Genomic DNA, 20,501 nt, shown 5'->3' with positions numbered 1-20,501 from the left:
CATGAAAACTCCAGTAATCGTTGATTGTATTCGTACACCTATGGGGCGTTCACGTAATGGTATTTTTAAACATACCCGTGCCGAAGACCTAAGTGCTCATTTAATGAAAGGCTTACTTGAACGTAATCCAGCTCTTGAACCAGCGCAAATAGATGATATCTATTGGGGCTGTGTTCAACAAACTTTAGAGCAAGGATTTAATATTGCACGAAATGCCGCCTTACTTGCAGGGATCCCGCACACAGTCCCAGCGGTGACAGTTAATCGTCTATGTGGTTCATCAATGCAGGCCATTCATGATGCTGCGCGTGCTATCATGACAGGTGCTGGCGATGTTTACATTGTCGGTGGTGTTGAGCACATGGGACATGTTCCGATGAGCCACGGCGTTGATTTCCACTCTGGGCTCTCGAAATCTGTCGCACAAGCAGCAGGAATGATGGGCTTAACCGCTGAGTACTTAGCAACCTTGCACGGTATTAGTCGTCAGCAACAAGATGAGTTTGCTGTTCGTTCACATCAACGTGCGTATGCTGCAACAGTTGAAGGACGTTTCAAAAACGAGATTTTACCAACGCTTGGTCACGATGAAGATGGCACGCTAATCAGCATTGATACCGACGAAGTTATCCGTCCAGAAACAAACCTCGAAGGATTATCGCAATTACGTCCTGCATTTAACCCTGCAAGTGGCACTGTGACTGCCGGTACTTCATCTGCGTTATCTGATGGTGCTTCAGCAATGTTAATGATGTCTGAAGAAAAAGCCATCGAGCTTGGCTTACCTATCCGCGCACGTGTTAAATCAATGGCTGTGGCGGGTTGTGATCCATCAATTATGGGTTATGGCCCAGTTCCTGCGAGTCAAAAAGCATTAAAAGATGCGGGTATCACAATTGAAGATATCGGTGTTGCAGAACTCAATGAAGCATTTGCAGCACAAGCTTTACCCGTACTCAAAGACTTAGGGCTTGCTGATGTCGTTGATGAAAAAGTTAACCTCAACGGCGGCGCGATTTCGTTAGGCCATCCATTAGGTTGTTCGGGTACGCGAATTAGCACAACCCTGATTAATTTAATGGAAGAAAAAGACGCAAAGTATGGTTTAGCAACCATGTGTATTGGTTTAGGCCAAGGTATCGCGACGGTCTTCGAGCGAGCATAAGCTACAGCTCTTTTTAAACTAAGCAACACTCTCTGTGTTGCTTTTTTTTGCTTACTCGATGAGTGCAGCTTAATTGTAAAACAGCGCCCCTTTTACTTTGCTACACACTTCTATCGAACCGTGGTGGGCCTCAATAATAACTAAGCTAAGTGATCCAGACCCATGCCTCTTCCTACAAACTTTGTAGTAAAGAAAGCATCGAATAAGATTTGTTGTGTAACCTGGTCCCATGCCACTACCGAAATCCCGACTAAAAATGCAGATAAAGTCATGATCTATATAAATGGCAATATCTATGATTCCCCCCCTTCTAGCATCGCTTGTTTAACACTGATTAATAAATTCAGAATGACTTGCTCTAATTAATTTTTCCGAGATTCCGTTGAGCTCCCAGCAAACTACACCCCTAGTTGAGTCTTGCTAAGTGCCTGCTTAGTTGCTTTTAACTGAGCTGCGCAGTTTTACTTTTTCTAACTCTGCTTCGAACGCTAACTGTGCACGTTCATGTTTTTCTGTTTCCACCTCAAAGGCAGTTAAACGACTAATAAAATAGAAAAAATCAGCAATCATCATTGCTTAATCTATAATTAATAAAAAGTAAAGCTCTAGACTGAGTACTCTATTGTTTTTAGTTCTGACCAAAGAGATTTTCAAATATGACTGATAAGTTTAAGCCTAAAATCATGTTTGTTGATGACGAGCCTGAGGTATTAAGAGCGTTTAAACATATCTTTCGTCGTGACTATGAAACCTTTACTTTTAACGACCCAGCACAAGCCATAGAGTTTTTAAACACCACCCGAGTCCACCTGGTCATTAGTGGCATGCGTATGCCTAATATCACAGGCATAAAAGTATTAGCTGCGACTAAAAAAATGCAACCCAAAGCTAAGCGTATTTTACTCTCTGGTTACTCTGACATGGACAGCACTATTGAAGCAATCAACCAAGGAGGCATTCATGCATACATTTCAAAACCTTGGGATAACGAACGAATAAAAGAAGTGGTAGGAGATGCAGTTCAAGCTGTTATTTTAGAAGCCAAAAATAAGCAATTAAATAAACAGCTTGTCCAGAAGAATAAGGCTCTTGAGGAATTAAATCAGACCTTTGATAAAAAAGTACATGAGCAAACCCAATCGTTACATTTAAGTCTCAAAAGACTGTCCGTGGCAGCTGGCAAACAACGAAAGCTGTTACATCAAATTATTGAAATGATCTCTTTGATTGCTGCAGAGCAGCGAGGTAGCCATTATTCAGATGATGTTCGCATAGCTAAACAATGCAAATTATTGGGGCATAAATTAAAACTAGAGAAAAGCCAGCTCACTTATTTATATCTTGCCGCTTCCTTACATGAGCTTGGTAAAATTGCTTTGCCAGAAGAGTTGCTCACTAAGCCCGAATCAAAAATGACATCAGAGGAATTACTAACTCTTCACAAACAAGCAAGCAGAGGCGCTGACATCATCGATGTTATACCTTCTTTACATGAAGTGTCAGATATTCTACGTTATCAATACGAACGCTATGTAGGCAAAGGATTTCCAGGTCTCAAACATGGTGAAGATATTCCGATTGGCTCTCGTATTTTAGCTGTAGTTCGTGATTATGATGAATATATCAATGGTTATTTTACGGGTAAAAAACTCAACCCCAGAGATGCACTGCAAGCCTTAAAGGCACAATCTAATCGAGTTTATGATAAACAAATTGTTGATGCTTTTATTGCCTTACTCAAAGATATTCCACCCGGAAGCGATACCCAATTTTGTTTGACAACCGATATGCTCAAACCTGGAATGATCATTGCTCAAGAAGTGAAATACGCTAATGGTAATATAGTATTGACCCAAGGCAGCACACTTACAGAATTAACCATAGACCGATTAGAACAATATGAAATAGAACATGACTTTACATTTTTAGTGTTTACATTAATCCCACAGCAAGCCGATGCTATTGCAGAGTAACTTAATTTAAATTTGAAGCGAACAACAGAAAGCCCTAAACTAGCACCTAATTTAATTTAGAGATTGTTATGTCATTATTCGATTCAACTGACCACACTTTAGATGCTATTGGTTTACGCTGCCCGGAACCTGTCATGATGGTTCGTGGTATTATTAGAAAAATGGAGAGCGGGCAAACAGTATTAATTTTGGCCGATGACCCTTCTACAGCCAGAGATATCCCGAGCTTTTGTCGTTTTATGGATCATACTTTACTGGCTGAACAAACAACAGAACTCCCGTTTCGTTATGTTATTAAAAAAGGCCTGTAACAATTACACGCCTTTTCTATTAAAAAATTTAATTACTCTAATTAATGCAAATTCAGCGTTTATTCAAAAATTTGATTAATTGTTACTAGCGGTTTATCTATGTTACGAAAGTTGATGCTTACTTCATACCAACCAGCTTCATATGGTGTAAAGCTAAAATAGTTATAAACACTATTACAGTTTGCTTGCACTGGAATGCCAAGTTCTAGGAATTTATCTAAATCTTCATTTTTATAACCGCAGTTTAATCCTGCAGACCAATTTTCATCTGCAATTTTAAATTCATATGCTTTATCTGCTGTCGTAAATTTAATTTTAGTTTGAAAAATATCTCGGCTCACTGCGTTTAATTGGTATTCAGGCTGACTTTCCCATAAAGAAAAATCGCCACGTAAATACATAATCTTATCTACTTTACTTGCACTAGGCTCGTCTGATGTAAATGAATCCGTACTTGAACAGGCGCTCAGCACAGCTGTCATCATTAAAGGTAAAATCAATTTTTTCATTATTATTATCCTGATGCTATCTTTCTGGTTGTTCTGAATATAGTGTTAAAAAAGTTAACAACATTCAAGTACAATACCGTTATTATTCAGTTTATTTCAGTAAGAAAAAAGCCGACTTTCGTCGGCTTCTTATTACTTTTGTAAAACCGAGATATCGGCAACGTGTAAAAACAAACTTCTCAATTCACTCAGTAAAGTAAATCGATTTTGTTTCACAGCTTCATCTTCAGCCATTACCATTACATTATCAAAAAACACATCTACAGGTTCACGAATATCAGCAAGGCTCACCAATACAGCTTGGTAATCACCACTGGCAATCGCCTCTGTGAGTTCTTGTTGATAACGTTTTACTTCTGCAGCAAGAACTTTCTCTGCATCTTCAATCAACAGGGATTCGTTAATGCTATCAGCTGCAGTGAAATCATTTTTAGCTAATATATTGGCTACACGCTTATTCGCTGCAGCTAATGCACTTGCTTGTTCAAGGCTTCTAAAATGGCTGACTGCTTTTACACGACGATCAAAGTCAACGGGCTGGCTCGGACGGCGCGCCAGAACAGCCTGGATGATATCCACTTCTATCCCTTGATCTTGATACCAAGATCTAAAACGACCCAATAAGAACTCAAAGACATCTTCGGCCACATTCTCATTTGATAATTTATCACCGAATAAACTTATAGACTTGGTAATTATGTCATTAACATCTAGCGCGAGTTCTTTTTCAACCATAATACGCAAAGCACCTATGGCAGCTCGACGCAATGCAAAGGGGTCTTTATCACCTTTTGGTGCTTGACCAATACCAAAAATCCCCACTAAGGTATCAAATTTATCAGCCAAGGCAACGGCACAACTAATTGTGCTACTCGGTAAGTTATCACCTGCAAAGCGAGGCATATATTGCTCGTTTTGTGCTAAAGCAACCGCTTCAGATTCACCATCATGGCGAGCATAATGCATCCCCATAACACCTTGAACATCAGTAAACTCCATGACCATTTCAGTCATTAAATCTGTTTTACTTAATAAACCGGCGCGGGTTGCATCGCTTACGTCAGCATTGAGTGCCTGTGCGATGAAACCTGAAAGTTCAGCAATACGTTCAGATTTATCTTTTAATGTACCGAGCTGTTTTTGAAATAAAACGGTATCTAAGGATGCTAAGCGGCTTTCAAGGGTTTTCTTCTTATCTGTTTCAAAAAAGAATTGCGCGTCCGCTAGGCGTGGACGAACCACCTTTTCGTTACCTGCAATAACTTGAGCCGGGTTTTTGCTCTCTATGTTAGATACAAATAAAAATTTATTGAGTAAGTGACCATCTTGATCTAATAACGGGAAGTATTTTTGGTCATCTTTCATTGTATAGATCAATGCCTCTGCAGGCACAGACAAAAACGACTCTTCAAAGGTAGCCACTAAAGTAACTGGCCATTCAACTAAAGAAGTCACTTCTTCGAGTAAGTCCTCGTCCATAGCAACAACCGCATTATTAGCTGCAGCTTGTTGTTCTATTTGCTGCTTGATTAATGCTTTTCGTTCTTCATAATCAGCAATAACGTACGCTGATTTTAGTACTTCAAACGCTTCATCAGCATGGGTAATAGTCACGCGCTCAGGATGATGAAAGCGATGGCCCTGTAACTGATTAGAAACGTCTTTATCTAATACAGTCCCATTGACTAGCTTATCGCCATAAAACACCGTTACGGTGTGAACAGGACGTATAAATTGGGTTTTATTTGCTCCCCAACGCATCGGTTTAGCAATTGGAAGTTTTCCAAGTGCAGTCGTTAATGCTTGCGGTATCAGCGCTTCAACGGCTTGGCCTGCAACTTTTGCTATATGCAGTAACCATGCTCCTTTGTCGGTTTCTAACCTTTGTGCATCAGCCACTTCAATACCACAACCTCTTGCCCATCCCATCGCTGCTTTTGTTGGGTTACCATCAGCATCAAAGGCAGCTTGAATAGCAGGACCTCGCTTTTCGACTTCTTTATCTTGTTGTGCTGCAATTAAGCCATTTATTTTTACACCTAAGCGTCGTGGAGATGCGTACCAAGAGGCACTTGTAAAGCTTAGTTCTAATGTCGTTAATTCATCAGTAAAGTTCGCGAGCAATGCTTCGGCTAATTGGCGTAATGACTTTGGAGGTAACTCTTCAGTACCGATCTCAATTAATAGATTTTCTGTTTTCATTTCGATACCTTACTTCTTACACAATGGGAAACCAAGCGCTTCTCGTGCTTCATAATAACTCTGCGCACACGCTTTAGATAATGCTCTGACTCTAAGAATATAACGTTGACGTTCTGTAACAGAAATAGCATGACGTGCATCTAACAAGTTAAACGCATGTGAAGCTTTCATCACTTGCTCATAAGCTGGTAATGGTAAGTCCGCTTCTATTAATTTTTGGCTTTCTTTCTCACACTGATCAAACTGAGTAAATAAAGCAGACACATCAGCATGCTCAAAGTTATACGTGGATTGCTCAACTTCATTTTGGTGGAATACATCACCATACGTCACTTTACCCATAGGACCATCAGCCCAGACTAAATCATAGATACTATCCACACCTTGTATATACATCGCAAGGCGCTCTAAACCATAAGTGATTTCACCTGTTACAGGAGAGCACTCTAACCCACCCACTTGCTGAAAATAAGTAAACTGCGTCACTTCCATTCCGTTTAACCAAATCTCCCAACCAAGGCCCCATGCACCTAATGTTGGTGATTCCCAGTTATCTTCTACAAAACGAACTTCGTCTGTTAATGTATCAATCCCCATAGCAGCTAGTGAGCCTAAGTATAGTTCTTGAATATTATCTGGCGATGGTTTAAGTACTACTTGGAATTGGTAGTAATGTTGTAAGCGGTTTGGATTTTCACCATACCTGCCGTCCGTAGGTCGGCGACATGGTTGAACGTACGCGCTCGACATTGGCTCTGGGCCAATTGATTTAAGAAATGTTAAAGGGTGAAAAGTTCCTGCACCTACTTCCATATCCAGTGGTTGTGCTATAACACAGCCTTGCTGTGCCCAATAATCTTGTAATGCCAAGATTAAACCTTGAAAGGTCTTAGTATCGTATTTTTGCATGATTTGTTTTGTCTTTTATTGCTTTTGACAGCTAGAAATTAGTACCAGTATAACCTGTGATGAGACTTGTTTTAAGCAGTTTATTTAAGATACAAAAATAAAAAAGGAGACTAAACGTCTCCTTTTTTAAATTATTTTTTAATGTTTACACATCAAGATTAACAACCCGTAATGCGTTCTTCTCAATGAATTCACGACGAGGTTCAACTTGGTCACCCATTAATGTCGCAAAAAGCTGATCTGCGGCAATCGCATCTTCAATGGTTACTTGCAACATACGGCGAGCACTTGGATCCATTGTCGTTTCCCATAATTGGCTAGGGTTCATTTCGCCCAATCCTTTATAACGCTGGATATAAAGTCCTCGCTTGGATTCGGCGATTAACCAATCCAGAGCTTCAACAAAGTTTGAAACCTGTTGGGTTTTTTCACCACGTTGAATGTAGCCCCCTTCTTCAATCAAGTTAGACATTAACTCACCCGTTTTCTTGATTTTCTTATAATCTGTTGAAGCTAAGAAATCTAAGTTTAATAAGTGATCTTTATCAATACCATGTTGACGAATAGTGATGACTGGCAAGGTGATATTACGCTCTGCATCAAAATGAGCATTTGCTTTAAATAATGTCGCATCGACATCATCACGCACGAGTGCATCAACTAAGTGCTGCGTCCAAGCTCTCACTTTATCAGCATCTTTTAAGTCTGATTCATCCAATCCAGGTTGATAGATTAATTCATCTAAAATTGACTCAGGATATTTTCTTTTTAAACGAGCGATAATAGCTTCTGTCGCTTGATAGTCTTTCACAATATTTTCTAAAGCAACACCGTTAATTGCTGGAGCTTGTTCGTTTACATATAGAGAGCTACCTTCTAATGCCAACGTTGTTAGATATTCCGTTAATGCTGGATCATCTTTGATATAACGCTCTTGCTTACCTTTTTTCACTTTATATAAAGGCGGCTGTGCAATATAAATATATCCTCTTTCAACGATTTCAGGCATTTGACGATAGAAGAAAGTTAGCAACAATGTTCGGATATGAGAACCATCAACATCCGCATCGGTCATGATAATAATACTGTGATAACGCAGCTTTTCTGGTTTGTATTCATCACGCCCTATTCCACAACCTAAAGCCGTAATCAGCGTAGCAACCTCTTGAGAGGACAGCATTTTATCAAAGCGCGCTTTTTCAACATTCAATATTTTACCTTTAAGAGGCAAAATAGCTTGGTTTTTACGATTTCGGCCTTGTTTGGCAGAGCCACCGGCCGAGTCCCCTTCCACTATGTATAGTTCAGATAGTGCAGGATCTTTTTCTTGGCAGTCAGCGAGTTTACCTGGTAAACCTGCTAAATCCATCGCTCCTTTTCGACGAGTCATGTCACGTGCACGACGAGCGGCTTCTCGAGCTCTTGCTGCATCTACAATTTTAGTTACAACAATTTTTGCTTCATTTGGATGCTCTAATAAGAATTCACTCAACTTTTCAGCCATTGCTTGTTCAACAGCCGATTTGACTTCACTTGATACCAGTTTATCTTTGGTTTGTGAAGAAAATTTAGGATCTGGAACTTTTACAGATATAACAGCTGTTAACCCTTCGCGAGCATCATCTCCGGATGCACTGGTTTTCTCTTTTTTATTAAACCCTTCTTTATCCATATAATTGTTTAAAGTTCGGGTTAGAGCTCCGCGGAAGCCCGCTAAATGCGTACCACCATCACGCTGTGGAATATTATTAGTAAAACAATAGATCCCTTCTTGGAATCCATCATTCCACTGCATTGCTACTTCAACACTTATGCCATCTTCTTCACGTGTTGATGTAAAGTGAAATACGTTCTGATGTACAGGAGTTTTATTCTTATTTAAATATTCTACGAAGGCTTTTATCCCCCCTTCATATTTAAAATGGTCATTTCGCTCATCACGCTCATCAGTAAGAATGATGCTCACTCCTGAATTCAAAAATGACAACTCACGTAGGCGCTTAGCTAAAATATCATAATGGAAATCTAGATTAGTGAACGTTTCGCCACTTGGCCAAAAGCGAATTTCTGTTCCTGTTGTTTCAGAGTCACCTATGACCGCAAGGGGTGCATTTGGCTCACCTCGTGTATAGGTCTGTTCGTGAATTTTTCCTTCGCGGCGAATTGTTAAGCGTAATTTTTCTGAAAGTGCATTTACAACTGAAACGCCTACTCCGTGAAGACCACCCGATACTTTATAAGAGTTATCATCAAATTTACCACCGGCATGAAGCACTGTCATAATGACTTCGGCTGCTGATACCCCTTCTTCTTCATGAATAGAGGTAGGGATACCACGGCCATTATCACGGACTGACACAGAGCCGTCAGTATGAATAGTGATATAAATATCATCACAATAGCCAGCTAATGCTTCATCGATTGAGTTATCGACAACTTCGAAGACCATGTGGTGTAGACCGGAACCATCATCCGTGTCTCCAATGTACATACCTGGACGCTTTCTTACTGCATCCAATCCTTTTAGTACTTTAATACTCGACGAATCGTAATTTTCAGACATGGTTTATTCCAATTAACTTGTTATAAGGTTGCCATGTTTCACGTGGAACATTTCTAATTTTCTTGTCATAGGTTCCAACACGGCAGATACACTCTCAGTATCAATGGCGGTGATAAATATTTGAGACTGACATTTGGCAAGTAACCGACCAACTTCAGTCCGTGTATCAACGCTCAACTCAGAGCTTAAATCATCTATTAGTAAAATTGACTGTTTTTCTGTTTCAGCTTCAATAATACAATTTTGCGTCACTTTTAATGCATAGAGTAATAACTTCAACTGTCCACGCGAAAAATAGTTTTCGACTGCTGTGTTATTCACTCCAAAAGTAATGTCAGCTTTATGAGGTCCAAAGCTGGTAAACCCTTGGCGAAGATCTCGCTCAAAACTCTGTTCTAATACCTGCTGTAAATCAATCTCAGTTTTCCAACCACTATTAAACTTAATTTCTAAGTCTGAGACTAGAGCCAGATTACAGGCTATTTTATCAAAAAAAACGCTGCGAAACCTCTCTAAATACTCGGTACGCAGTGTATTTATTTCAATCGCCAGTCTAACAAACTCTTTATCCCAATACTTAATTTGTTCATGGTAGTTTCTAGGCTTTTGTTTTAATAACGCATTCCGTTGTTTTAGCAGTTTATTAAATGATACCCACAAAGAAAAGAACTGATGTTCCACGTGGAACAACCCGAAGTCTAAAAACCTTCGACGCTCTTTAGGACCTCCAAAAAAAAGAGAATAGCTTTCAGGGGTAATAATTTGGACTGGTATTAACTCTGCCAATTCCGCCATACGGCGACAGGTTTTACCTTGAATTTTTAATTCTGTACCACCTGTCTGATCTTTACTTATTCCGACAGGAAGAATCAATTGATCGACACGCTTTTTTGCATGAATTAAAAAACGGGCCTGCTCATGGTTTATAATATTTTTAAATTTTACAGTACGAAACGATTTACCATGTGACAAATAATAAATCGCTTCGAGTAAACTTGTTTTACCACTACCATTTTCACCGTAAATGATATTAACACCATTTACAGGGCTGAAAGTTAAATCAATTAAATTACGAAAATGTTTAACGCTAAGTAGCTCAAGGCTCATTTATTATAAACGCATCGGCATAACAACATACATCGCTTCATTATCGCCAGTACCTTCAACAAGTGCACTGCTATTTGAATCCGATAATGTAAACGACACATCTTCCGTTTTTAATGTATTAAGTACATCTAGTACATATGAAACATTAAAACCAATTTCTAAGTCAGGTCCATCATAAACAACTTCTACAATTTCCTCGGCTTGTTCTTGCTCGGGGTTATTAGCGGTAATTTTTAATTCACCTGACGAGAAGTTAAGTCTAACCCCTCTAAATTTTTCATTTGATAAAATAGATACACGAGAAAAAGCACTACGCAGCCACTCTCTATTTGCCGTAACCACCTTGTCACCGCCTCGGGGTAATACACGTCGGTAATCAGGGAAGCGGCCATCGACTAATTTACTTGTGAAAGTAAACTCTTCATCGATAATTCTAAAATGATTCGCACCAAATTGAATGGTGACTAAACTGTCATCACTCACCATGAGGCGCATAATTTCTTGAACACCTTTACGTGGAATAATCAGCTGACGTTGCGTATTCAAAGAATAATCTAATTTCTTTTGAGAAAGAGCTAAACGATGCCCATCTGTAGCGACCGTTTTAATTTCAGAATTATCAACCTCAAATGACATACCATTTAAGTAATAGCGAACATCTTGATTGGCCATTGAAAAGTGAGTACTTTCTAAAAGCTTTCGTAGCTCATTGCGTGTGATTTGAAATTCAACTTCACCATCCCATTCCTCAAGATTTGGAAAATCAATAGCAGGAAGACAAGTTAAAGAGAAACGACTTTTTCCTGTTGTAAGCAGAACTTGAGTTTCTTGTGCTGAAAAAGTTAAATCACAGCCATCTGGAAGGCTTTTGCAAATATCGAGTAATTTCTTAGCGGGCAGCGTTAGCTTAGTGTTTTCAGCAAAGTCATTTAATGCCACGCTCGCAACCAATTCAATTTCTAAATCGGTTCCGGTCATCAATAATTTACCATCCGCTATTTCAAGTAACACATTAGAAAGTATCGGTAAGGTATGCTTTCGCTCTATTGCACCCGACACTTGAATGAGCGGCTTAAGAAACTGGTCTCTTGGAATTGTTATTTGCATAATTGAGATAACCCTAAGATGAGAGTGTACGTATTAGGTTTTGATAATCTTCTTTAATTTCGTGTGTTTCTTCACGTAATGACTTTATTTTACGACATGCATGCAATACCGTTGTATGATCTCGCCCACCAAATGCATCCCCTATTTCTGGAAGGCTGTGATTAGTGAGTTCTTTAGATAATGCCATTGCGACTTGACGAGGTCGTGCGACAGAGCGACTACGGCGTTTAGAAAGAAGATCTGAAACACGGATCCGATAATACTCAGCAACAGTGCGTTGAATGTTGTCGATCGTCACTAATTTATCTTGCAGAGCTAACAAATCTCGCAGGGCTTCTTTCACAAAATCAATCGTAATAGGACGACCAGTGAAGTTAGCATTTGCTATCACTCTATTGAGCGCACCTTCTAATTCACGAACATTTGATCTGAGTCTTTTTGCAATAAAAAAGGCGACTTCTTCGGGTAGTTTAATTTTACTCTGCTGCGCTTTTTTCATTAAAATTGCGACTCGCGTTTCTAATTCAGGAGGTTCGATTGCGATCGTTAACCCCCACCCAAATCGAGACTTGAGTCGATCTTCAACCCCTTCGATCTCCTTCGGATAACGATCAGAAGTTAAGATAATCTGCTGATTACCTTCGAGCAATGCATTAAACGTATGAAAGAATTCTTCTTGAGAACGCTCTTTATTAGCAAAAAACTGAATGTCGTCAATTAATAACGCATCAACGCTACGATAGTAACGTTTGAATTCTTCTATCGCATTATTTTGTAATGCTCGCACCATATCTTGGACAAACCGCTCAGAATGCATGTAGGCAATTTTTGCATTAGGTTTGTTAGCCAAAATGCCATTTCCAACAGCATGTAATAAATGCGTCTTACCAAGGCCTGTACCACCATAAATAAACACAGGATTAAATGCTGTACCTGGGTTATCTGAGACTTGAGAAGCGGCAGCTTTAGCAAGTTGATTCGATTTACCTTCTACAAAACTGTCAAAGGTATACGTTTCTTTTATATTGGATTTATGAATATTTTTTACTGCTGGCTCAACAACTTGAGGTGCTGTTACTTCAGTCCGTGTTTTATTACTTGTGACTGGAGTTTCGACATTGGATACAGGCACAGGTTTATTTAATACAGGTTTGCTGCCTACATCAAAACGAAGAGTGGGTGTCTCATTACCACAGATTTCAACTAATAATTCATTAATACGATTTAAATACTTTTCACGCACCCAGTCGAGTACAAAACGATTCGGTGCATAAATAGTCAAGGTATCCTCGGTACTTTCCGCCTGAAGAGGACGAACCCACATACTAAATTGTTGTGAAGGTAGTTCATCTTGTAGGACATATAAACAACTTTGCCAAACCGACAGATACACAGTTAACTCCCAGTGTTAAAACATTATTCCCGGTCATCTAAATAGACCAAAAATAGCGTGTGAGAACGCAATACAGCATGCCATTATGAATCGAGTTTATCCACAAGTTCAATATTGATTTTTTTTTAATTTGTGATCTGTGAGCAAAAACAACTTAACCTTTTGTTTTTTATATTTATATATTTTTAATATTGATCAAGATCCATTCACGATAAACAGCCTGATCCAGCAAAAAAAATGCGATCAAATCCACTTTTCCATAGCTTATGATCAACTTATGCAAAAAGATTGTGGAAAACTTTGTTAATAGAAAGGATCATTTTGATCCCGACAAATAAGTGCAACTCTTTATACACGTAATAAAAAGCATCAATTAAGCTTAAACAATGGCTTTTGTTATTGACTTTAATAGGCCATATCTATAACATCTCGCGCTCGCAATGGCACCTGTGCCAGGATCGCGACCTGCATAGGATGTTTTTACTTTAACCGATCGGAGAAATGTTATGAAAAGAACTTTTCAACCAAGCGTACTTAAGCGCAAACGTAGTCACGGTTTCCGTGCTCGCATGGCAACTACAAACGGCCGCAAATTAATTGCTCGTCGTCGTGCAAAAGGCCGTAAAGTACTTTCTGCTTAATATAGTGGAAAGCTTTGGCTTTGGCAGGGAGTTACGTCTGTTAACTCCCTCGCATTACTCAAGAATCTTCAATGAGCCTGTTCGGGCTGCCACTGAAAACTTCACCCTGCTTGCAAAACCTAATCAAGAAAATACACCACGCTTAGGTCTAACCGTTGCAAAAAAACGTGTAAAACAAGCTAACCAACGTAACCGCATTAAACGACTTGCTCGCGAAAGTTTTCGTTTAAGTCAACATAAGCTCGATAATATAGATATTGTTTTAATGGTCAAAGATGGCTGTGATAAACAAGACAATGCTTTATTAACTAAGCAGCTTAATAAACTTTGGTTAAAGCTAAATGAGCGTTGCAAACCTGGCGCACCAAAGCCTCTGCCGTTTAAAAAACGCCCACGTAAGCCTACTAAATAAAACAAACTATTGCGATAGCGATAGAATTAGTAAGGCATTTAGGGTATCTTTAGCTCACCTTTTAATCATGCCGTTTTGCCTGATGCAAAACATACAAATGTATTTGTTTTACACTTGTAAACTGAGGCTATTGTGTAGGCATTAACCATGTATCACATTACAAAAATACCCAAAATGTTATTCTTGTTTTTGATTCGCGGTTATCAGAAGTGGATTAGTCCATTACTGGGCCCACATTGTCGCTTTAACCCAACTTGCTCAAGTTACGCCATTGAAGCGATTACCTATCATGGTTTAGTTAAGGGCTGTTGGTTATCGATAAAACGCATATTGAAATGTCACCCTTTGCATTCAGGTGGAGATGATCCTGTGCCTGGAACGAAACATCCAATTAATCATAAATACGAGAAATAAGAGCTGTTATGGAATCTCAACGCACGTTTTTATTTATCGGCTTAATGTTAGTGTCGTTTTTGTTATTTCAAGAATGGAATAATGATTATGGTCCAAAACCTCAAGCCGTACAAAGTGCTTCAAAACAAGTAAACGACGCCACTCAATCAACTGATGATACATTCATTCCATCATCGAGTGACTCTTCTGTACCGGGTCAAATTCAACGTCCAAGTCAATCTTATATTTCAGTGACTACTGATGTATTGACCGTTAAGTTAGACACTAAAGGTGGTGATATTGTAGAAGTCAATTTACTGCAATATCCAACTGAGCAACATGGTGAAGAACCATTCATGCTACTTGGTGAACTAACGGGTAATCAATACTATTCACAAAGTGGCTTAATTGGTATTGATGGCCCAGATGCAAGCCAAAATGGTCGTCCTATTTATAGCACTACGCAACAAAGCTACACTTTAGCGGGTGATGAACTTCGTGTTCCACTGACATATGTTGATGCAAAAGGTATCGAGTTTGTTAAAACATATGTATTTAAAGCTGGTAACTATGCGGTAAAAGTTGAATATACAATCAACAACAGCACTGCTAATAACGCAAATGTGCAGTTATTTAGCCAGATCAAACGCACGATACAAGATAAAGGCAGCATGATTGATCAAAGCTACCTGGGTTTTGCATACGGTGCATTTGAAAAGCCTTACGAAAAGTATTCATTTTCTGATATCGAAGAAAAAAATATTAGCATCGATACTGCTGGCGGCTATGTTTCATTCATTCAACATTACTTTGTCAGTGCTTGGGTGCCGAAGCAAGACGAACAAAACAATATTTATAGTCGTAAGCTTTCTGACAACTCAGCCATTATGGGTGTAAAAGGTCCGGTAACAACGATAGCAGCAGGCCAGCAGCAGCAGCAATTAAGCGCAACTTTTTATGTCGGTCCAAAAGATCAAGAAGCATTAAAAGCATTGCATGATGACTTAGATCTAACCGTTGATTACGGTTGGTTATGGTTTATCAGTCAGCCTCTTTTTGCATTACTAAAATGGCTTTACGCACTACTAGGTAACTGGGGTCTAGCTATTATTGCTATCACTATCATAGTGAAAACACTGTTGTATCCGCTGACCAAAGCGCAATACACCTCAATGGCAAAAATGCGTAATTTACAACCAAAAATTATGGCCTTAAAAGAAAAACATGGCGATGACAAACAAAAGTTTGGTCAAGCAATGATGGAAATGTACCGCAAAGAGAAAGTTAACCCTATGGGTGGCTGTTTCCCTCTCTTGCTACAAATGCCTATTTTCTTAGCCTTATTCTACGTATTCCTTGAATCAGTTGAATTGCGCCATGCTGAATTTGGTTTATGGTTAATGGACTTATCTGCAAAAGACCCATACTACATTTTACCAATTTTATTTGGTGCCAGTATGTTCTTAACGCAGAAATTACAGCCAATGACTGTCACGGATCCGATGCAGCAAAAAATGATGACCTATATGCCGGTTATCTTTTCTGTCTTCTTCTTATGGTTCCCATCAGGTCTCGTACTTTACTGGCTAGTATCAAACCTTATCTCTATTGCTCAGATGCTTATCATCTACCGTGGCATGGAGAAAAAAGGTATCAAAGTGAGAGGTTAAAGACTCACTTATTAAAAAGGCGACGATTATGTCGCCTTTTTTTATGCCTATAGTGTGACTTAATAGCAGCGTTAAATGCTTTGTTATACAATAAAAGCCATGTCCTTATTTGAAATAACATCATGATCAATCAAGAAACAATCGCAGCACAAGCAACCGCCCCAGGCCGAGGTGGTGTTGGAATTATTCGCGTCTCAGGTAAATTAGCACGTCAAGTTGCAGAAAAGTTACTCGGAAAATGTCCAAAAACTCGTTATGCAGAATATGTCCCATTCAAAGCATTGTCAGGCGAGGAACTTGATCAAGGCATCGCATTGTTTTTCGAAGGACCCAACTCATTTACAGGTGAAGATGTTTTAGAGCTTCAAGGCCATGGAGGCCCTATTGTGCTAGACATGTTACTCAAAGAAATCTGTAAAATAAACGACGTTCGCCTCGCCAAACCCGGTGAGTTTAGTGAACGTGCATTTATGAATGATAAGCTCGATTTAACCCAAGCAGAAGCGATTGCCGACTTAATCAATGCAACCTCAGAACAAGCAGCAAAAAGTGCCCTGCATTCGTTACAGGGTGAATTTTCAAAACATATCGATACCCTTGTAGAACAAGTGATTCATCTACGGATGTATGTCGAAGCAGCCATTGATTTTCCGGATGAAGAAATCGACTTTTTATCCGATGGTAAAGTATCTGGTGATTTAAATGCCATCATTTCACAGCTGACTGAAGTCACAAACCAAGCAAAACAAGGCAGTATCATTCGAGAAGGAATGAGAGTCGTAATTGCTGGACGACCAAATGCAGGTAAATCTAGCTTATTGAATGCACTTGCTGGACGTGATGCAGCGATTGTCACTGACATAGCAGGGACAACTCGAGATGTGCTCAGAGAGCATATTCACATTGACGGTATGCCGCTTCATATTATCGATACTGCAGGCTTACGAGATAGCCCTGATGTTGTTGAGCAAATAGGAATAGAACGTGCCTGGGATGAAATAAAACAAGCAGATCGCGTCCTGTTTATGCTTGATGGTACACAAAGCAATGAAACAGATCCTGCTGCTATTTGGCCTGATTTTGTTGATAAGCTACCCGATAATTTAGGTATTACGGTGATCAGGAATAAAATTGATTTATCCGGCGAGCAAGTCGGCATTCAGCAGCAACATCACCACCCAGTGATCAGTTTAAGCGCTAAAAACAACCAAGGTATCGAACTTGTTAAAGAGCACCTTAAAGAATGTATGGGCTATCAAGGAGCCACTGAAGGCGGTTTTATGGCAAGGCGTCGACATTTAGAGGCACTTAACAAAGCAGCTCATCACCTTCATACAGGTCGAGATCAATTAGAAATGCATATTGCAGGTGAAATTTTAGCGGAAGAGCTTCGACTTACTCAGCAGTATCTCAATGAAATTACCGGTGAGTTTAGCTCCGATGATCTTTTAGGGAAAATATTTAGCTCGTTCTGTATCGGTAAGTAATCATCATGTATATCAAGGCGCGTTAAGCGCCTTTTTCTTTTCCATCACACAATCCCTTCACTGCCGTAAATGGCCAGCCTGATAAAACCCAACTCAGTATAGTGACTGTTTTTTAAAACTAGGTATTCAAATGAATCACTATACATTCTTTAAAAACCTTCACTTAGATGAAAAACCATTAATTTTACCCAATGCTTGGGACCCTCTTTCAGCCATAATACTTGAACATGTTGGATTTAAAGCATTGGGGACAACTAGCTGTGGAATGGCCAATGCACGAGGTCAAAACGATGCCGAAAAATGCGATTTTGAAACCTTCTTAAAGCAAACTAGCGCTATTATAAAGGCTGTATCAGTACCAGTGACTGTCGATATAGAATCAGGATACAGCGATGATCATGCAGAAATTTGCGAGCATGTATTACAAATAGCACGCTTAGGAGCTGTTGGGATTAATATTGAAGACTCATCTAAACGGCGTAAGCCTTTGCGTACAATGGATGATCAAGCAGAGATTTTATCTAAATTAAAACATGTCTTAAAAAATGAAGGATACTCAGAGTTCTTCATTAATGCCCGCTCAGATGTGTTTTTAGAGGGTAATTTTAATATCGATGATGCTATAAAACGTATCACAACATATCAATTATCTGGAGCTGATGGGATATTTCTTCCGGGTCTAAATGATGACAAATTGATAAAAAGAGTCACTCAATCCATCTCTATTCCTGTCAATTTAATGGCCCAAAAAGGCTTACTAGATTACCAAAAAGCGACATTGTTAGGCATAAATAGAGTGTCGATTGGTAATGGGTTATCTGATGCTACAATCTCATTTATTCATCAAATAGCCAATTTAATCTATAAAGAAAACGATCTTACAACAATGTTTGATCATCAAGATATAAATGTTACGTTCATTTAATACACTAGAATCAACAATAATCGAGTGTTTATGGATTCATTTTGACGTTAAAACGAGTAAACCCTAACCGCTTAATTAACGCTGCTAATATATCTAAACGCCATTCTCTCATAGTATCAATGCGGCCATGTCTGACAACATAGCCAATTTTTGTTTGCGTATTAATGCCTAGTAAGTGATACTTATTGGGCGTTAATTGTGACTCTTGAATGAAGAGATCATCAATTCCACGAGCTTCAACTAGACGAATAAACTCCCCTTCCTTGATCCGATGAAAGATCACATTCATACAAAACCTCAATATCAACACTACATTTGCTCATTATGTAAGAATAAAGAAATAAATAAACGTTTTCTTCTTTTTTAATCAATAAAAATCAGCGTTAAAAACGCCCTCATCACATCTGCGAAAGCAAAATATGGCGATAGTTAAACTTTTATTTATATCATTTAGATCTACATCACAATTTTTTAGATCTAAAAACAGCATGAATAAATAGATCTAATTAAGCTAATGCGATCAGATCTATCCACAACATAATTAATCAGCATGATTGAAGTCATTTTCAGCCGTACATATTTCAATAATAAGTAAAATCCACGTAGCGATAAGCAGTAATAACTTAGTTATTATCAATTTAATGACACTTTAATCAGATCTTTCCCCACCTTTATTCACAAGTTGATCAAGTAAGCTGATAACACCAAAAATAAAAATTAAATTATAAATCAACAAGTTAAATTACACCGATCACAAATAGTACATATAAACAACAAAACTAAGTTATTAATACCCACAGAAGATCTTCTGTTTAAAAGCGAAATTGTTTATGATCACCCTATTAGCACGTAAGTTAGATAATAATGAAAACGATCCATGTAATAGTTGGTAGTCAAATGGGATCGGCAGAATACACAGCCGATCAGATCCACCAAACACTTAATGCAGAAAATTTAAGTAATCAATTACATGAATTTCCTGAGCCTGAAGCGATCCCCCATGAAGATGCTATATGGTTAATTTGCACATCCACCCATGGTGCAGGTGATTTACCAGATAATATACAAGCATTTGCAGCATCACTAAATGAAAGAGGATCCTTAGAAGGTCTTCAATACGGTGTGATCGGTTTAGGAGATCGAAGTTACGATACCTTTAACCATGCAGCTATAAAAATCGATGAATTATTGCAACAACATGGCGCCACACGCATTGGGCAAAGACTGGAAATCAATGTTCTTGATGAATTATTGCCTGAAGATGCAGCTTTAGCATGGTTGCCAGGCTGGTTAGAGGCTTTTAAGTAGCAATGAATGAAATGATCGTTTTATATAGCTTATCCACAATATATCCGATTTTTAGATCTGATTGTGAATAAACACTGATTATCCTGCATTTTTAACATGCACTATCCACTGGATAAAAAAATCACCCGATCGGCCTGTGTATAAAAGAGCTATTTAAACAGAGCTTATGTAGCGGATGATCCGATCATATTAACAAGATAAGATCTACTTTAACTCTATGATCTAATATAAAAATTAGAACTTATCTACAGAAATGGCGATCACTAGTAGTAAGATCTAATAAGATCTCTCTAAAAGATCCTTTATTTTATATAAGATCTTTTCTTTAGATCCTGCGTAAAATTTAACCATTTCCCTTCTGTAAATTTATAGGTAGAATACGCTCCCTTTCGTAATTTGCTGACACTTTGTAATAGGATCTGATAG

The 20,501-nt window shown here is 38.7% G+C and carries 19 protein-coding genes; 10 read left to right on the top strand and 9 right to left on the bottom strand.

Annotated elements, in window-relative coordinates; genetic code table 11:
• The first annotated feature begins 1 nt into the window (after position 1).
• A complete protein-coding gene (gene fadA, locus AC3KVK_RS00095) occupies positions 2-1,165 on the top strand; it encodes an acetyl-CoA C-acyltransferase FadA (protein ID WP_490311261.1) in 1,164 nt (387 codons plus the stop codon).
• A gap of 432 nt (positions 1,166-1,597) precedes the next feature.
• Here fadA and AC3KVK_RS00090 read toward each other — a convergent pair whose 3' ends face one another.
• On the bottom strand, positions 1,598-1,738 hold the full coding sequence (locus AC3KVK_RS00090; RefSeq protein WP_490311262.1) for a hypothetical protein: 141 nt from the start codon (positions 1,736-1,738) through the stop codon (positions 1,598-1,600).
• 83 nt (positions 1,739-1,821) lie between these two features.
• Here AC3KVK_RS00090 and nosR point away from each other — a divergent pair, with 83 nt between their 5' ends.
• Both nosR and tusA read left to right on the top strand, forming a co-directional pair.
• Positions 1,822-3,138 (top strand): response regulator c-di-GMP phosphodiesterase, NosR family, encoded by a 1,317-nt coding sequence (nosR, locus tag AC3KVK_RS00085; RefSeq protein ID WP_490311263.1) that lies wholly within the window; start codon positions 1,822-1,824, stop codon positions 3,136-3,138.
• A gap of 68 nt (positions 3,139-3,206) precedes the next feature.
• Positions 3,207-3,449, top strand: coding sequence for a sulfurtransferase TusA (gene tusA, locus AC3KVK_RS00080; RefSeq protein ID WP_490311264.1), 243 nt, complete (start codon positions 3,207-3,209; stop codon positions 3,447-3,449).
• 59 nt (positions 3,450-3,508) lie between these two features.
• Here the strand turns inward: tusA and AC3KVK_RS00075 are convergent, their stop codons facing one another.
• From AC3KVK_RS00075 to dnaA, 7 genes are all read right to left on the bottom strand, one after another.
• Entirely contained in the window at positions 3,509-3,958 is a 450-nt protein-coding gene (locus AC3KVK_RS00075) for an early set domain-containing protein (protein ID WP_490311265.1), read from the bottom strand.
• Between the two features lie 132 nt (positions 3,959-4,090).
• A complete protein-coding gene (glyS, locus tag AC3KVK_RS00070; RefSeq protein WP_490311266.1) occupies positions 4,091-6,160 on the bottom strand; it encodes a glycine--tRNA ligase subunit beta in 2,070 nt (689 codons plus the stop codon).
• Positions 6,161-6,169: 9 nt separating this feature from the next.
• Positions 6,170-7,069, bottom strand: coding sequence for a glycine--tRNA ligase subunit alpha (gene glyQ / locus AC3KVK_RS00065; protein ID WP_490311267.1), 900 nt, complete (start codon positions 7,067-7,069; stop codon positions 6,170-6,172).
• 145 nt (positions 7,070-7,214) lie between these two features.
• Positions 7,215-9,632: a DNA topoisomerase (ATP-hydrolyzing) subunit B gene (gyrB, locus tag AC3KVK_RS00060; protein WP_490311268.1), complete on the bottom strand. Its 2,418-nt coding sequence runs from the start codon at positions 9,630-9,632 to the stop codon at positions 7,215-7,217.
• A gap of 12 nt (positions 9,633-9,644) precedes the next feature.
• On the bottom strand, positions 9,645-10,739 hold the full coding sequence (recF, locus tag AC3KVK_RS00055; protein WP_490311269.1) for a DNA replication/repair protein RecF: 1,095 nt from the start codon (positions 10,737-10,739) through the stop codon (positions 9,645-9,647).
• A gap of 3 nt (positions 10,740-10,742) precedes the next feature.
• The gene (gene dnaN, locus AC3KVK_RS00050) at positions 10,743-11,846 is read right to left on the bottom strand and encodes a DNA polymerase III subunit beta (protein ID WP_490311270.1); all 1,104 of its coding nucleotides are present in this window, start codon (positions 11,844-11,846) and stop codon (positions 10,743-10,745) included.
• A 13-nt stretch (positions 11,847-11,859) separates the two neighbouring features.
• Positions 11,860-13,239, bottom strand: coding sequence for a chromosomal replication initiator protein DnaA (dnaA, locus tag AC3KVK_RS00045; protein ID WP_490311271.1), 1,380 nt, complete (start codon positions 13,237-13,239; stop codon positions 11,860-11,862).
• A gap of 506 nt (positions 13,240-13,745) precedes the next feature.
• On the opposite strand from dnaA, the gene rpmH reads away from it, so the two are divergent.
• From rpmH to AC3KVK_RS00015, 6 genes are all read left to right on the top strand, one after another.
• Positions 13,746-13,880, top strand: coding sequence for a 50S ribosomal protein L34 (rpmH, locus tag AC3KVK_RS00040; protein WP_086745808.1), 135 nt, complete (start codon positions 13,746-13,748; stop codon positions 13,878-13,880).
• A 4-nt stretch (positions 13,881-13,884) separates the two neighbouring features.
• Positions 13,885-14,292, top strand: a complete 408-nt coding sequence (gene rnpA / locus AC3KVK_RS00035; RefSeq protein ID WP_490311272.1) for a ribonuclease P protein component — start codon at positions 13,885-13,887, stop codon at positions 14,290-14,292.
• A 147-nt stretch (positions 14,293-14,439) separates the two neighbouring features.
• Complete coding sequence (gene yidD, locus AC3KVK_RS00030) at positions 14,440-14,706, top strand: membrane protein insertion efficiency factor YidD (protein ID WP_490311273.1); 267 nt, start codon at positions 14,440-14,442, stop codon at positions 14,704-14,706.
• An 8-nt stretch (positions 14,707-14,714) separates the two neighbouring features.
• Positions 14,715-16,355, top strand: coding sequence for a membrane protein insertase YidC (gene yidC, locus AC3KVK_RS00025; protein ID WP_490311274.1), 1,641 nt, complete (start codon positions 14,715-14,717; stop codon positions 16,353-16,355).
• A 122-nt stretch (positions 16,356-16,477) separates the two neighbouring features.
• Entirely contained in the window at positions 16,478-17,842 is a 1,365-nt protein-coding gene (gene mnmE, locus AC3KVK_RS00020; protein WP_490311275.1) for a tRNA uridine-5-carboxymethylaminomethyl(34) synthesis GTPase MnmE, read from the top strand.
• Between the two features lie 130 nt (positions 17,843-17,972).
• Positions 17,973-18,767, top strand: a complete 795-nt coding sequence (locus AC3KVK_RS00015; protein WP_490311276.1) for an isocitrate lyase/PEP mutase family protein — start codon at positions 17,973-17,975, stop codon at positions 18,765-18,767.
• A 28-nt stretch (positions 18,768-18,795) separates the two neighbouring features.
• On the opposite strand, the gene AC3KVK_RS00010 is transcribed toward AC3KVK_RS00015, so the two are convergent.
• The gene (locus AC3KVK_RS00010; protein WP_490311277.1) at positions 18,796-19,056 is read right to left on the bottom strand and encodes a hypothetical protein; all 261 of its coding nucleotides are present in this window, start codon (positions 19,054-19,056) and stop codon (positions 18,796-18,798) included.
• Between the two features lie 575 nt (positions 19,057-19,631).
• Between AC3KVK_RS00010 and AC3KVK_RS00005 the strand changes: the two genes are divergently transcribed.
• The gene (locus AC3KVK_RS00005; RefSeq protein ID WP_490311278.1) at positions 19,632-20,075 is read left to right on the top strand and encodes a flavodoxin domain-containing protein; all 444 of its coding nucleotides are present in this window, start codon (positions 19,632-19,634) and stop codon (positions 20,073-20,075) included.
• The last annotated feature ends 426 nt before the right edge of the window (positions 20,076-20,501 follow it).

Source organism: Pseudoalteromonas sp. J2K-J979 (assembly GCF_058169715.2).
The sequence above is the reverse complement of the archived record's forward strand: the minus strand, read 5'-3'. Positions and strand labels throughout refer to the sequence as shown.

Excerpts from the sequence above, each read along its gene's own strand:
- fadA (WP_490311261.1), top strand. The coding sequence starts at position 2 with ATGAAAACTCCAGTAATCGTTGATTGTATTCGTACACCTATGGGGCGT.
- AC3KVK_RS00090 (WP_490311262.1), bottom strand. The coding sequence starts at position 1,738 with ATGATGATTGCTGATTTTTTCTATTTTATTAGTCGTTTAACTGCCTTT.
- nosR (WP_490311263.1), top strand. The coding sequence starts at position 1,822 with ATGACTGATAAGTTTAAGCCTAAAATCATGTTTGTTGATGACGAGCCT.
- tusA (WP_490311264.1), top strand. The coding sequence starts at position 3,207 with ATGTCATTATTCGATTCAACTGACCACACTTTAGATGCTATTGGTTTA.
- AC3KVK_RS00075 (WP_490311265.1), bottom strand. The coding sequence starts at position 3,958 with ATGAAAAAATTGATTTTACCTTTAATGATGACAGCTGTGCTGAGCGCC.
- glyS (WP_490311266.1), bottom strand. The coding sequence starts at position 6,160 with ATGAAAACAGAAAATCTATTAATTGAGATCGGTACTGAAGAGTTACCT.
- glyQ (WP_490311267.1), bottom strand. The coding sequence starts at position 7,069 with ATGCAAAAATACGATACTAAGACCTTTCAAGGTTTAATCTTGGCATTA.
- gyrB (WP_490311268.1), bottom strand. The coding sequence starts at position 9,632 with ATGTCTGAAAATTACGATTCGTCGAGTATTAAAGTACTAAAAGGATTG.
- recF (WP_490311269.1), bottom strand. The coding sequence starts at position 10,739 with ATGAGCCTTGAGCTACTTAGCGTTAAACATTTTCGTAATTTAATTGAT.
- dnaN (WP_490311270.1), bottom strand. The coding sequence starts at position 11,846 with ATGCAAATAACAATTCCAAGAGACCAGTTTCTTAAGCCGCTCATTCAA.
- rpmH (WP_086745808.1), top strand. The coding sequence starts at position 13,746 with ATGAAAAGAACTTTTCAACCAAGCGTACTTAAGCGCAAACGTAGTCAC.
- yidD (WP_490311273.1), top strand. The coding sequence starts at position 14,440 with ATGTATCACATTACAAAAATACCCAAAATGTTATTCTTGTTTTTGATT.
- yidC (WP_490311274.1), top strand. The coding sequence starts at position 14,715 with ATGGAATCTCAACGCACGTTTTTATTTATCGGCTTAATGTTAGTGTCG.
- mnmE (WP_490311275.1), top strand. The coding sequence starts at position 16,478 with ATGATCAATCAAGAAACAATCGCAGCACAAGCAACCGCCCCAGGCCGA.
- AC3KVK_RS00015 (WP_490311276.1), top strand. The coding sequence starts at position 17,973 with ATGAATCACTATACATTCTTTAAAAACCTTCACTTAGATGAAAAACCA.
- AC3KVK_RS00010 (WP_490311277.1), bottom strand. The coding sequence starts at position 19,056 with ATGAATGTGATCTTTCATCGGATCAAGGAAGGGGAGTTTATTCGTCTA.
- AC3KVK_RS00005 (WP_490311278.1), top strand. The coding sequence starts at position 19,632 with ATGAAAACGATCCATGTAATAGTTGGTAGTCAAATGGGATCGGCAGAA.